Source organism: Rhodococcus sp. BP-332 (genome assembly GCF_019836065.1).
Lineage (GTDB): Bacteria > Actinomycetota > Actinomycetes > Mycobacteriales > Mycobacteriaceae > Rhodococcoides.
This window is the reverse complement of the sequence record NZ_JABUEC010000002.1, coordinates 33373-46511: the sequence shown is the minus strand read 5'-3', so window position 1 is coordinate 46511 and position 13139 is coordinate 33373. Positions and strand designations below refer to the sequence as shown.

11 protein-coding genes are annotated in these 13139 nt (G+C 68.2%); 5 read left to right on the top strand and 6 right to left on the bottom strand.

The annotated features are described in order from the left end of the window. The first annotated feature begins 231 nt into the window (after nt 1–231). From HQ314_RS06015 to HQ314_RS05995, 5 genes are all read left to right on the top strand, one after another. A complete protein-coding gene (locus HQ314_RS06015; RefSeq protein ID WP_222649576.1) occupies nt 232–1809 on the top strand; it encodes an ABC transporter substrate-binding protein in 1578 nt (525 codons plus the stop codon). 14 nt (nt 1810–1823) lie between these two features. Beyond that, on the top strand, nt 1824–3005 hold the full coding sequence (locus HQ314_RS06010) for an exo-alpha-sialidase (protein ID WP_308119261.1): 1182 nt from the start codon (nt 1824–1826) through the stop codon (nt 3003–3005). Further along, complete coding sequence (locus tag HQ314_RS06005; RefSeq protein WP_222649574.1) at nt 2993–3676, top strand: SDR family NAD(P)-dependent oxidoreductase; 684 nt, start codon at nt 2993–2995, stop codon at nt 3674–3676. Before HQ314_RS06010 ends, HQ314_RS06005 begins: the two co-directional genes overlap by 13 nt. Before the next feature lie 76 nt (nt 3677–3752). Continuing rightward, entirely contained in the window at nt 3753–5918 is a 2166-nt protein-coding gene (gene pdxA / locus HQ314_RS06000) for a 4-hydroxythreonine-4-phosphate dehydrogenase PdxA (RefSeq protein WP_222649573.1), read from the top strand. A gap of 9 nt (nt 5919–5927) precedes the next feature. Beyond that, nucleotides 5928–6695, top strand: a complete 768-nt coding sequence (locus tag HQ314_RS05995) for a DeoR/GlpR family DNA-binding transcription regulator (RefSeq protein WP_222649572.1) — start codon at nt 5928–5930, stop codon at nt 6693–6695. An 85-nt stretch (nt 6696–6780) separates the two neighbouring features. Here HQ314_RS05995 and HQ314_RS21225 read toward each other — a convergent pair whose 3' ends face one another. The 6 genes from HQ314_RS21225 to HQ314_RS05965 form a co-directional block, all read right to left on the bottom strand. Then, nucleotides 6781–7029: a LuxR C-terminal-related transcriptional regulator gene (locus tag HQ314_RS21225; RefSeq protein ID WP_027504894.1), complete on the bottom strand. Its 249-nt coding sequence runs from the start codon at nt 7027–7029 to the stop codon at nt 6781–6783. A gap of 214 nt (nt 7030–7243) precedes the next feature. Further along, nucleotides 7244–8053, bottom strand: a complete 810-nt coding sequence (locus HQ314_RS05985; protein WP_027504895.1) for an alpha/beta fold hydrolase — start codon at nt 8051–8053, stop codon at nt 7244–7246. A gap of 5 nt (nt 8054–8058) precedes the next feature. After that, on the bottom strand, nt 8059–9498 hold the full coding sequence (locus HQ314_RS05980; protein WP_027504896.1) for a GntP family permease: 1440 nt from the start codon (nt 9496–9498) through the stop codon (nt 8059–8061). Between the two features lie 28 nt (nt 9499–9526). Beyond that, entirely contained in the window at nt 9527–10159 is a 633-nt protein-coding gene (locus tag HQ314_RS05975) for a bifunctional 4-hydroxy-2-oxoglutarate aldolase/2-dehydro-3-deoxy-phosphogluconate aldolase (protein WP_222649571.1), read from the bottom strand. Further along, nucleotides 10156–11766, bottom strand: a complete 1611-nt coding sequence (locus HQ314_RS05970; RefSeq protein WP_222650028.1) for an amidohydrolase family protein — start codon at nt 11764–11766, stop codon at nt 10156–10158. Before HQ314_RS05970 ends, HQ314_RS05975 begins: the two co-directional genes overlap by 4 nt. 2 nt (nt 11767–11768) lie before the next feature. Beyond that, nucleotides 11769–13040, bottom strand: a complete 1272-nt coding sequence (locus HQ314_RS05965) for an amino acid deaminase (protein WP_222649570.1) — start codon at nt 13038–13040, stop codon at nt 11769–11771. Between the last annotated feature and the right edge of the window lie 99 nt (nt 13041–13139).

Here is a 13139-nt window from a genome sequence, read left to right as displayed (position 1 = left end):
GTGCATCGAACGACCTTTCGGGAGATGCCTCTGCGCTGGCTGGTCACGAGCGCGGGCTTCGATGTAACTCAGCTCACAATGGCACTTGTGCGCGAATCACGCAAGTAGCAATTCATAGTTGCGTGTTGTGTGCAGACCTGCGTACAGTCCAGGTGTGCTTGCGGTCACAGTGCAGCTCCGCTCCTGACCCGCAGCCCCTCATGACGCTCGAAGTTCGAAGAGAGGTCGACGATGACCAGATCGCCGTTCAACCAGCAGTTCTCCCGCCGCAATCTCCTGCGCGGCGGGATGCTGCTCGGTGGTGGCGTGGTGTTGGGCGCGGGTGCCAGTGCGTGCGCCACGCCTACCGGCACACCGGGCCCGACCACGGTGAGCCTGGCGCTCAACCGGTCGCTGGTGAGCCTGGACAACAAGCTCAACCAGTTCGACGCCGCCCTCACCGTGCAGCGCGGTGTGCGTCAGGCCCTCACCGAGATCGACGCGAACCTGAAGCCGCAGCTCGTCCTCGCCGACCGCTTCGATCTGGTCGAGCCCACCCGCTGGTTCGTGCACCTGCGTCAGGGCGCCGTGTACTCCGACGGCTCGCCCGTGCAGGTGCAGGACGTCGCAACGGCCATCCGGATGTACAGCGAGGTCGACGGATCGTTCGTCGGCGGTTTCTTCCCGGAGTGGCCGACGGTCGAGCAGATGGACGACACCAGCTTCTCGTTGCTGACCACCAAGCCCGTTCCGGTGCTCGACTACCTGATGTCCAACATCCTCATCACGCCGGCGGCCGACAACAAGCCCGAGGAACTGCAGACCGGGCTCGGCTCCGGCCCGTACGTCGTGACGTCGGCTGACCGCGGTACCGGCAACTACACGCTCGAACGCAACACCTCCTACTGGGGCCCGGCGCCGAACATCGAGACGGTGCGCGTGCGCTTCGTTCCCGAGGAGTCGTCGCGCGTCGTCACGCTGCGCAGCGGCGAGGTGGATGTCATCGACTCCATCACGCCCGATGCGGCGGATCAGCTCGAAGGCTTGTCGAACGTCGTGGTCGACCGTGTCGACGGTGTCCGACTCAACCAGCTGTTCTACAACTTCCGCAAGCCTGCCGACCATCCGCTCGCCGATGCTCGGGTGCGTCGCGCGCTGACGTACGCCATCAACGGTTCGGCGCTGATCGACCAGGTGATGCAGGGATCGGCGACCGCGTCCAAGGGCGTCATCCCGGCGATCCTCGACGGCGCCATCGAGACCGGGGAGTACACGTACGACCCGGCACGGGCGCGTGGCGAGCTCGACGCGCTCGGCATCTCCGATCTGCAACTCAAGATCATCTGGGAGTCCGGCGAGTTCGCGGCCGACACCGACATCATGGAGTCGGTCGTCCAGATGTTCTCGGCGATCGGCGTCCGCACCACATTGCAACAGTTCGAGCCGGGCGGCGACATCATGCAGTGGCGTCAGGGCAAGGCGGGCGACTGGGACATCCTGGGCAACGGATTTCCAAGTCCGACCGGGCTCGCGATCACCATCATGCAGGGCATGTACGCCGGCACCCCGGAGAAGGAACAGACCCGAGACACGTACCACGGGTACATGTTCCCCGAGATCGCTGCGGCCATCGCGCGTGCGTCCGAGGAGGTCGACGAGACCCGACGCACTCAGCTTCTCGCCGACGCGCAGCGCCAGATCTGGGACACCGTGCCCTGCCTGTGGTCCTTCGTTCCCAAGTCGGTGATGGCGCGTCGCGAACGCATCCAGGATGTGACCCTGCGTCCCACCAACTCCTACAACCTGTCCGCCGCGACACTCGTCAGTTGATCGAGGAGATCCCCGTGACCACTACACTGGATGCCGACGGCATCGTCCGCCCCACCGCCGAGCCCGGGCGCCGTGATGCGCTGTTGACCCCGCCCGAGGTGCAGAACCACGCGGCCAATCTGGCTGTGCTGCCGGACGGTTCACTTGCGTGCGTCTGGTTCGCCGGCACACAGGAGGGCGTTCCGGACATCAGCGTGTGGTTCTCCCGACGGGACGGCGACGAGTGGTCGCAGCCGATCCGGCTGTCGGAGGACGGGACGCGGTCGGAGCAAAATCCCGTGCTGAACGTGCGTGAGTCCGGTGAGATCTGGCTGCTGTGGACCTCGCAACACGCCGGCAATCAGGACACCGCACGGGTGCTGCGGCGGAGCTCGCCCGACGGCGGGCGCACCTGGGGCGAGACCGACGTCCTGATCCCGGAGACCGAGGCCGGTGGCGTGTTCGTGCGCCAGCCCATGGTCACGCTGCCCTCCGGCCGGATCCTGTTGCCTGTCTTCCACTGCGTCCGTATCGAAGGCCGCAAGTGGGTGGGCGACCGCGACTACTCCGGCGTCATGGTGTCCGACGACGACGGTGCCACGTGGCGCGAGGTGGTCGTTCCCGACAGCATCGGCTGCGTCCACATGAACATCGGCCGCCTGTCCGACGGCCAGCTCGTCGCGCTCTACCGCAGCCGGTGGGCGGACCACGTCTATCGTTCCGTCTCCGACGACGACGGTGACACGTGGAGCGCTCCAGTCCCCACCGAGCTGCCGAACAACAATTCCTCGGTGCAGTTCGTGGTGCTGGCCGACGACCGACTCGCCCTGGTGTACAACGAGTCCAGTCGTGAGGACGCCACGGCGCGCCGACTGTCGCTGTACGACGAGATCGACGATCACGGCATCGCGGACGTGCAGGAAACGGTCGAGGAAGACTCGCCTCTGGACGACGGCGACCCGCGGCGCGCCTTCTGGGGCGCACCCCGAGCGCCGATGGCCCTGGCGATCTCATCCGATCGCGGTGTCACCTGGCCGGTGCGCCGAAACCTGGAGGAGGGCGACGGGTACTGCCTGTCGAACAACTCCCGCGACGGACTGAACCGCGAGTTCTCGTACCCGTCCATCGTGGCCGACGGTCCGACGCTGCACGTGGCCTTCACGCGCTTCCGTCAGGCCATCGAGTACTGCGAGGTGCAGCCGGAGTGGCTGTCGTGAAGCACGCCGTCGTCACGGGCGTCAGCTCCGGAATCGGTGCGGCGACGGCTCTCTCGCTTCTCGACGACGGGTGGCGTGTCACCGGGCTGAGTCGTCGGAAACCGGAGATCGAGCACGAGAACCTGACGTGGGTCGAGTCCGACCTGGGTGATCTGGACGCGGTGGCGGAGATCGCGTCGGGTCTGTCCGCGGTCGACGCCGTCGTTCACGCTGCGGGACTGCAGCGTTCGGCTCCGCTCGGGTCGCTGAACGTCGACGACCTCCGCGACATGTGGCAGGTCCATGTCGCCGCGGCCGAGGTCCTGGTGAACGGCGTGGTCGACGCTCTGGAACCCGGTGCCCGAGTCGTTCTCGTCGGAAGTCGCACCATGACCGGCAATGCCGGCAAGAGCCAGTACGTCGCCACGAAGTCCGCGCTGACGGGCATGGCACGGTCGTGGGCCATGGAACTGGTGTCCCGCGGCATCACCGTCAACGTCGTTGCGCCCGGGCCCACGGACACCGCCATGCTGGGGGATCCGTCGCGCTCGCACACTCCGCCCAAGCTCCCGCCTCTCGGTGCGTTCATCGACCCGTCGGAGGTCGCGGGGCTCATCGGCTTCCTGCTCGGCCCTCTCGGTCGCAACATCACCGGCCAGGCGATCGTGCAGTGCGCGGGAGCGTCGTTGTGAAATATCTGCGCGAAACGCGCAACTGGGCTACAGTTGTCTGCGTGGTTCGCGCAACAAGGGGAAGGGCGGTACGAGGATGACCTCACTCGTCGTACTGGCCGACGACCTCTCGGGCGCCGCGGAGGTCGCCGGGGTGTTCCTCGACCGCACGTCCGATGTGTCTCTGACCCTCGATGCCGTGATCGGTTCCGCCGCAGTGTCTGTCGTGGACCTCGATACCCGAGCGCTGACTGCCGAGCAGGCGGAATCGTTGGTGTCCTCTGCACTGCGTTCCGTACCCGCAGGCGCACGCGTGCTCGCGAAGATCGACTCGCTTCTGCGCGGGAACGTCGCCGCCACGGTGCGCGCGTTGTCGGCCCGCGGGCCGGTGGTCGTCGCGGGCGGTCTGCCACTGCTGGACCGCGTCGTCCGTGGCGGCGTGCTCCACGTCGACGGAGCGCCCCTGGTCGACACCGACCTGTGGCACGCCGAGTCCGACGAGCCCCCGGAGTCGTTGCCGCACATGCTCGATGCTCCGCTCGTCACCATCGACACGCTCTCCGACGCGGCCGGGGTCGTCGTGTGCGACATCGAGTCCGACGCCGATCTCGACGCGGTGGTGGCGGCAGTGGCGGAGAGGCCCGACATGATCCTGGTGGGTACCTCGGCCCTCGCTGCCGCCGTCGCCCGCGGTCTCGACGGGTCGGCCGAGCCTCGGACCGTTTCTTGCACAGGCGATCCCGTCCTCGTCGTCGTGGGCACCGCCTCCTCGGTCGCCGTCGAGCAGGTTCGTCGTCTCGCCGAGGACGGGGTGCGGCTGCTCACCGTGGACGCGGGTGACGTGCTTGCCGGCCTCGCCGACGCACGGGAGCTCTCCTCCGCCCTGCGCGACGGCTCGGTCGCGCTCACCGTGACCGGCTCCGTGGACGTCGCACGAACCCGCGACCTGTCCGGCGCCCTGGCCGAGTACGTCCGAGCCGGCACCGACGGACTGTCGGTCGACCTCGCCCTCACCGGCGGTGAGACGGCACGGGCCGTCATCACCGCGCTCGGCATCGACACCCTGCGCCCGCTCGGGCACGTGCACTACGGCGCTGTCGTGTCCGTCGACCCGCGGGGCCGACGCGTCGTCACGCGGCCGGGCAGTTTCGGTGACCGAGACAGCCTGTCCGCCATCCACTCCTACCTCACCGGCGGCTCGCCGGACACCACGCTCCGACCGAAGGACACAGCCATGACATCGACCGATCTCCAGACCCTCGACCTGCCCGTCGTGGCCCTGACGATGGGCGACGGCGCGGGCATCGGCCCCGAGGTCATCGTCCCCGCCGTGCTCGATGCCAAGGTGGCGGGGTGGTGCAAGCCCGTCGTCATCGGTGACGCAGCGCGTCTGCGACTCGCGGCCGACGTGCTGGGTGTGCAGTGCGAGATCGTCTCGATCGAGCGTATCGCCGATGCCGAGTTCACCAGCGGGCGTATCAACGTCATCGACCTCGGGTTGCTGCCCGCGGATCTGGCCTGGGGCGAGCTGTCCGCAGTGGCGGGACATGCTGCCTACGAATACATCCGTGTCGCAGCCGAACTGGCTGTCGCCGGTGACGTCCAGGCGATCTGCACCGCGCCGCTCAACAAGGAGGCGCTGCACGCCGCCGGACACATCTTCCCCGGTCACACCGAGCTGCTCGCGCACCTCACCGGTACCGAGGAGGTGTCGATGATGCTCTCGACGCCCAAGCTCAAGGTCATCCACGTGACCACCCACATCGGACTGCTCGACGCCGTCGCGAAGATCGAGCCGGGTCTCGTCGAGCGGACCGTCCGCCGCGGGTACGAGGCGCTGGTGCGATCGGGCAACAGCAACCCGAAGATCGGCCTGTGCGGTATCAACCCGCATGCCGGCGAGAACGGCCTGTTCGGGTACGGCGAGGAGGATGAGAAGATCGTGCCGGCCGTCGAGAAGCTGCAGGCCGACGGAATCGACGCCGTCGGACCGCTGCCCGCCGACACCGCCTTCTTCCTCGCGGGTCGCGGTGACTACGACCTCATCGTCGCTATGTACCACGACCAGGGCCACGGACCGGTCAAGGTTCTCGGCATCGAGGCCGGCGTGAACATCACCGTGGGACTCCCCGTCATCCGTACCTCCGTGGATCACGGCACCGCGTTCGACATCGCGGGCAAGGGCATCGCCGAGGCCGGCAGCATGGTGGAAGCCCTGCGACAGGCCGCCGAACTGGCGACCAGCACCGCCGACGTCGGCTAGGTTTCGGGTATGGCGCTCAGGGAGTCACAGGCGCGGCGCGCGGAGATCGTCCGCCTGGCCAAGACGAGTGGTCTGGCGAGTGTGGAAGACCTGTCCGTGCAGTTCGGCGTGACGGCCTCGACCATTCGTCGGGATCTGTCGCAGCTGACCGCCGAGGGACTCCTCGCGCGCACGTACGGCGGCGCGATCGCGCTCGACCCACACCCCGAGTCGTCGCTGCGCCAGCGTGCGGTCGAGGGCTTCGACGCCAAGCGTTCGATCGCGAAGTGGGCTGCGGGAGAGGTGCGCCCGGGGGAGACGGTGCTTCTCGACGCCGGCACCACCGTCGGTGCCATGGGGGAGTACCTCCGTGACTCGACGGGCCTCACGGTCATCGCCGCAGGTCTCACCGCGCTCGAGGCGCTGGCGGATGCCGACGACGTGCGCGTCGAGTGCCTGGGCGGTACGTTGCGTCACCTGTCGCAGGGCTTCGTAGGACCGCTCGCGGAGGCGTCGTTGGCTCGCGTGTCCTTCGACCGCGCCTTCCTCGGTGCGGACGCGGTCACCGCCGACCGCGGCATCTGCGAGGCCGAGCTGGAGCAGACGCGGCTCAAGGAGTTGATGATCGAACGCGCCGGCACGGTCTACGTGCTCGCGCACGCGGCGAAGCTGGGTCAGCGTCCGTTCCACGCCTGGGCGCCCCTCCCCGAGGGCGTCACCCTGGTCACGGATACCGGCGCGACCGAGGAGCAGGTGCAGCCCTTCCGCGACGCCGGCGTCACTGTCGTCGTGGTCTGAGCGGTGGAGTTTCTGCTCCTCTCGGCGCCCTGTCGCGCGGGATCCCGCCGGTAGGTGGCGTGAGCGGAGCGAAAGCACCAGCGGTTTACAGCTCGTCCAACCCCACGTGACCGTCCTGCAGTGCTCGGGCGACCAGCGAGGCCTTGGACCCGGCCGAGCGGCCTACCGCCTCGTACTTCTCGCGAATGCGCGCGATGTGGGTGTTGACCGTGGCGGGGGAGATGAAGAGCGACCGTGCGACGGTGCCCTTCGAGTCGCTGATGATCCACGCCCGCAGGACCTCCACCTCCCGCACGCTGAGGGCCGGTCTCACGATGTCGTCGTCGGTCATCATTGCCTGCATCTGTATCGGTCCCCCTGCTCGACGCAGCAGCGCTGCGCTGCTGTTCTGGGAGGACCGTACGTTTTGTTCCGGGCAGCTCGGTAGCCACGACTTCGGGGGACCCCGACGTCGGGGGCATGCTTCGCAGAGCTCACCATCTGCGGACTGTGACCGGTCCATGCAATCAGACGACGGGCATCTCCACTGTCCGTCGCGCAGACGACAGTCAGTACCCGATGCCGCGCAGGAAGGTCAGCACGGCCTCGTTCACCTCACGTGGACGGTCCATGTTCGCGGCGTGGCCGCTGTCGATCAGCGCGACCTGACCCTGCGCGGTGTCGCGCGCGGTGACCACTGCGTGATCCGAGGGCCAGAACTGACTGTTCCGTCCCGCGATCATGAGGATCGGTACGTCCGCGGCCCGGATGTCCGCGCGCCAGTCCTGGCGGGCGTGGTCGTCGAGAAGTGCTCTCATGGGCGGTGTCTCGGACGACACCATTCTGGGCATCGACCGCAGGCGCAGAATCAGTTTCGCGACGGGGAGGAGCGAGGCGAATGTCGAGGGTCCGTGTCCCGTGGCGGGAATGCCCTTCGCGAAGAACCCGTCGACGGTGGCGTCGGTCAGACCGTAGAAGCCGTGCGGCCACGACGCGTCGTTGATCATCTTCGGCGTCTGATCGACCGAGACGACACCGCGGACCCTCGACGTCCCGGTCGTACGGATGTAGGACCAGACGGTGCTCGCGCCCATGGAGCCACCCATCAGCACGGCAGTCTCGACGCCCACCGCGGTGAGGAAGTTGTCGAGGTCCCGGCCGTGCCGCGCCATGGTGGCGCCGTGGTCGGGTGCCTCGGAGTCGCCGTGGCCGCGCCGGTCGAGCGCCAGCACGCGATACCCGGCTCGCACGAGCGCATCCTGTTGGAACACCCACGTGGTCGCCGGGGCGCCGAACCCGGCCACCAGGACGACGACGGGACCGCTGCCCTCGTCGAGGTAGCTCAGGGTCACGTCGTCGTCCGTCACGAAGGTGGGCATGATCGTCAGCTTACGATCGCGAACAACACCCCTGCCACGGCGAAGCTGACGACCGACAGCACGGTCTCCAACACGGTCCACGTCTGCAGCGTCTGCTTGACGGTGAGGTTGAAGAACTTGGCGATGATCCAGAACCCGCCGTCGTTGACGTGGCTCAGGATGATGGAGCCGGCAGCGATGGCCATGGCGATGAGCGCGACCGACATCTGCGAGTAGTCCTGCGCCGCGACGAGCGGTCCGACGATGCCACCGGTCGTGACGATGGCGACGGTGGCCGACCCCTGCGCGATGCGCAAAGCGCAACTGATGATGTAGGCGAGCACGATGATCGGCAGTCCCGCCGCGGACATGGTGTCCGCGAGTGCGGTGCCGATGCCGGTGGCCGAGATGACCTTGCCGAAGAACGCGCCGGCCCCGACGACGAGGAGCAGCATGCCGACCGGGCGGAGCGATTCGCCGGTGAGAGTGGACAACTCCTGCACCGTCGAACCGCGGCGGATGCCCAGGACGTAGAACGCGATGAGCACCGCGATGAGCAGAGCGACCGCGGGGGTGCCGAAGAACGTGAGGACCTGGAGCAGGTTGCCCTCGTCGAGCAGGATGGTGCCGAACGTGGCGCCGAGGATGAGCACCAAGGGCACGGCGATGATGGCGCCGATGGTCGCGACGGATGGGGGAGTGGTGACCACGGGTCGCTTAGTCTCGACGGCGGTGCCGCCCGACGTGTGCGGGCCGTCGTCGTCGGCATCGTTGACGAAGTCCTCGGGCACCTCGACGATGATGCGCTTGCCGATGTAGCTGCCCCACACGAGGCCGGCCGCGATGAAGCCGGGGATTCCGCAGATGAAGCCCATGAGGATGAGCCAGCCCAGGTTGACCTCGAGCAGGCCGCCCAGTGCGACGGGGCCGGGGTGCGGCGGGAGGAACGCGTGCGTCATCGACAGGCCCGCGAGCATGGGAAGTGCATACAGCACCAGTGACTTCCCGCCCTGTCGCGCCGCGACGTAGACGAGCGGAGCGAGAACGAAGATGCCGATGTCGAAGAAGACGGGGATACCGAAGATGAGGCCGAGCAGACCCATCGCGATGGGTGCGCCGCGATCACCGAAGACGCCGAGAAGCTTGGCGGTGAGTGCCTGCGCACCACCGGACCTCTCGAGGATGGCACCGAGAACGGTGCCCAGTCCGATGATGACGGCGATGTGGCCGAGGATGCCGCCGAAGCCCGTCTCGAGAATCGAGTCGCCGCTCTTGATGGCGGTACCCACGATCTGCGACACCGGAAGTCCGGCTGCGACAGCGAGTCCCAGACCGACGATGAGGAGGGCGATGAACGGTTCGAGCTTGACCTTGATGATGACGACGAGCAGGACCGCGATCGCGATACCGCACAGAACGAGGAGTCCGGGAGTGGACGTCCTCAACCAGTCGACGACGGAACCCATGAGGTTGCCTTTCGAAGTGTGTGGAGAGTCAGCGGGAGAGTGAGTGGACGAACGAGGTGGCGCGAGCGGTGATGTCGTCCCAGAGCCCGGCCGCGACCGCGGCCGGTGGAACGACGTCGGTGCCCGCGGTGACGGCGACGGCGCCGCGGGCGAGGTAGTCGGCGGCATTGTCGGCGTTGACGCCGCCGGACGGAACGAGGGGGACGTCGGGGAACGGTCCGCGAAGATCACCGAAGTAGCTGGGGCCGAACAGCTTCGCGGGGAACACCTTCACCGCGGCGGCGCCCAGATCGAGCGCCGCCATGATCTCGGTGGGCGTGAGCGCGCCCATCATGACGGGCACGTCCCGTTCGTGCGCCACCGCGGCGACGTCGGGACGCAGGCCGGGAGTGACGAGGAAGCGTGCACCTGCGTCGATCGCGGCGCGCGCCTGGTCACCCGTCATCACGGTGCCCGCGCCCATCACGGCGCCGGACGACGCCGCGGCGCGCAGGCAGTCCAGCACGTTGGGTGTGGTGAAGGTCAGCTCGACGGCGCGTAGTCCGCCGGCCACGAGGGCATCCGCCAACGCCGCGGGATCGGGGATGGACGGGGCGCGGACCACGACGAGCGCGCGATCCTCCATGATCGTGGCGAGTGCGTCGTCGAATCGGGTCGTCATGAGGTTCTTCCGTGAGAGGTGCGGCGGAGGGAGCGGCCGGCGAGTGTTCCGGTGGGGACGCCGTCGCGCACGGCGAAGGAGCCGTTGACGAGAACGTGCGCGATGCCGACGGCCTGCTGCTTGGGGTGGTCGAAAGTGGCGGTGTCCCGGACGGTGGCCGGATCGAAGACCACGAGATCTGCTGCGTGGCCCTCGCGGACGAGACCACGATCGGTGAGACCGAGTCGTGCGCCGGGCCGTCCCGTGAGGTGATGGACGCAGTCCTCGAGCGACATCAGGCCCTCGTCGCGGACGTAGTGACCGAGGTAGCGCGGGAACGTGCCCCAGGCCCGCGGATGCGGACGCTCGCCCACCAGGATGGCGTCGCTGCCGCCCATGTGGTGGGGATGCACCATGATGGCGCGCACGTTCTCCTCATGCCCGACGTGCTGCAGGATGGTGGTGCTCAACGCATCTCGCTGGAGCACGTCGAAGAACACGTCGACGGGTGCGCGGCCCTCCTCGGTCGCGATGTCGAGGACGGTCTTCCCGACGTAGCGGTCGAGATCCGCGTTCGCGACGCCGCTGAGCTGGATCGTCTCCCATTCCACCGTGACGCCGTGGCAGCCGTCCGAGCCGTAGCGATTCACGTCGTCGGTGATGCGGCGCCGCACGTCGGGATCGTCGAGACGGCCCAGCGCCGCATCGGGTCCGCCGGACATCGCCCAGCTGGGCAGCAGCGCGGACAGGGTGGTGGCGCCGGGCAGGTAGGGATAGGTGTCGAGCGTGATGTCGCACCCGTCGTCGATCGCAGCGTCGACCATGTCGAGGAACTCGCCGGCGCGGCCCTTGTTCTCGCCGAAGTTCATGGTGGCGTGGGTCAGGTGCAGGGCGCAGCCGGTCTCACGGGAGAGGTCGATCATCTCCCGGTACGCGCCGAGAGCGTTCTTGCCGTAGGAGCGCGTGTGCGGAGCGTAAAAGCCCCCGAACTCGGCGACGACCTCGCACAGCGCGCGCAGTTCGCCCGTGTCGGCGTACATCCCGGGCGTGTAGGTCAGTCCGCTCGACATGCCGACTGCGCCCTCGGACATGCCTTGTGCCACCAGCTCTCGCATCTGGTCGATCTCGGCGGCGGTGGCGGGACGCTGATCCGCTCCGACGGCCAGATAGCGCAACGTTCCCTGCGGCACCAGGTACGCGGCGTTGGGGGTGATGCCCCGGTCGAGCCGGTCCAGATACTCGGCGACCGAGCGCCACGTGATGTCGAGATCGGTGGGATTGCCGTTCCATCCGGAGATCTGACGGCGGATGACCGCGAGCGTCTCGTCGGTGACGGGTGCGTAGGAGAGCCCGTCCTGACCGAGCACCTCGGTGGTGACGCCCTGGGTGATCTTCGGAACGTGTCCGGGCGCGGTCAGCAGTCCGAGGTCGGAGTGAGCGTGCATGTCGATGAAACCCGGTGCAACGACGTGGCCCCGTGGCACGTCGATCACGGTCTGGGCGTCGGCGACGGTGCCCGGTGTCGTCACCCGCGTGATGCGTCCACCGTCGACGAGAACGTCGGCGCGCACTCGGTCGGAGCCGGTGCCGTCGACGACGTCACCGCCACGAAGGAGGATGTCCGCCATCATCAGAAGAAGGTGTGGACGAGGTCGACGATGCGCGGGTTCTCCGCATCGGCGTCATCGACGACGGGTAGCAGGCGCCACTTGTCGAACGCCGTGCAGGGATGCGACAGGCCGAGCCGTGCGACCGTCCCGACGGGCACGTCGTCGCGGGCCGTGCCCGGCGTCCGGAGGAAGGCGTGCTGATCGTTGAGCGCCGAGATGTGGTGCCCCGCCTCCGCGTCCCGGCCGCCGATGCGCTGCGGTGTCGGCAGCCCCTCGTCGAACGGGAAGTCGCGCTTGCCCGCATCGAGCAGTGCGAGTTCGGGTTCCGGACGCGACACCACCCGCGCCCAGCCGTGCATCGCGGAGGACAGGTGCTGCTCGCCGACGCGGGAGGCGATGAGCGGGGAGATGTCGGCGTAGAAGCCGTCGTCGTGCACCACGTAGGCGCCCGAGCGCAGCACGACGGCCGTGTCGTCGTCGACGACCGACGAGAGCCGCTCGACCACCAGGTCCTGGTACGCGCTCCCACCCGCGGTGACGATCGCCCGTCCCTCGTACAGGCCGTCGGCGGCGAGACCGGCGTGCAGGGCGGCGACCTCGTCGAGGTAGGCGCGCACGGCGTCCAGTCCTGCGGGTGTGCGGTCGTGGGCCAGCGCGCCTTCGTATCCGCCCACGCCGGCGAGGGTCACCGACGGCGACGAGGAGATCGCGGCCGCGACGCGTCGTGCCTCGTCCACGCTGCGTGCCCCGGTGCGGCCGTGCGGCCCACCGAGTTCGACGATCACCGGGATCGGTCGTGTCACGGCGCCCAGGATCTCCGTCATGCGTGCCACGGTGTCGACACTGTCTGCCCAGCAGACGAACTCGACGTCGTCGTGGGCGTCGAGGTCCGCCGAGATCCAGCGGAGTGTCACCGGGTCGATCAGTGCATTGGCGAGAAGGATGCGCTGCACGCCGAATGCGCGAGCAAGTTGTACCTGCCACCCGGTGGCGAGGGTGATTCCCCAGCTGCCCGCCTCGAGCTGCTCGGCCCAGAGCTGCGGCGCCATCGTGGTCTTGCCGTGCGGTGCCAGACGCATGCCGGCCGCATCGGCCCACCGCGCCATCACATCGATGTTCGACGTGAGGTGGCGGCGATCCAGCGTGACGACCGGGGTCGCGAACTCGGCGAGAGTGGGCGCCGTCGCCAGATAGTCGCGCACGGTGAGGCCCCACGCGGCGGGTGGGACGGACTTGTACTCGGGGCCGAGAGTGCGGTCGTGCAGCGCCTCGACGGCGGCCTTGTCGATCATCGAATCCTCCTGCGCCGGATGCGGCGCTGTAGCGTTGCGTATGTTGCAACGCTGATTGCAAAGTGTGTTCGGTGTCGTTAGTCTGCAACGAACAGGGAC

Bases quoted from the DNA above. Each gene is read 5' to 3' on its own strand.
- pdxA (WP_222649573.1), top strand. From the start codon at position 3,753: ATGACCTCACTCGTCGTACTGGCCGACGACCTCTCGGGCGCCGCGGAG.
- HQ314_RS05975 (WP_222649571.1), bottom strand. From the start codon at position 10,159: ATGACGACCCGATTCGACGACGCACTCGCCACGATCATGGAGGATCGC.
- HQ314_RS05965 (WP_222649570.1), bottom strand. From the start codon at position 13,040: ATGATCGACAAGGCCGCCGTCGAGGCGCTGCACGACCGCACTCTCGGC.
- HQ314_RS05970 (WP_222650028.1), bottom strand. From the start codon at position 11,766: ATGGCGGACATCCTCCTTCGTGGCGGTGACGTCGTCGACGGCACCGGC.
- HQ314_RS05995 (WP_222649572.1), top strand. From the start codon at position 5,928: ATGGCGCTCAGGGAGTCACAGGCGCGGCGCGCGGAGATCGTCCGCCTG.
- HQ314_RS05980 (WP_027504896.1), bottom strand. From the start codon at position 9,498: ATGGGTTCCGTCGTCGACTGGTTGAGGACGTCCACTCCCGGACTCCTC.
- HQ314_RS21225 (WP_027504894.1), bottom strand. From the start codon at position 7,029: ATGATGACCGACGACGACATCGTGAGACCGGCCCTCAGCGTGCGGGAG.
- HQ314_RS05985 (WP_027504895.1), bottom strand. From the start codon at position 8,053: ATGCCCACCTTCGTGACGGACGACGACGTGACCCTGAGCTACCTCGAC.
- HQ314_RS06015 (WP_222649576.1), top strand. From the start codon at position 232: ATGACCAGATCGCCGTTCAACCAGCAGTTCTCCCGCCGCAATCTCCTG.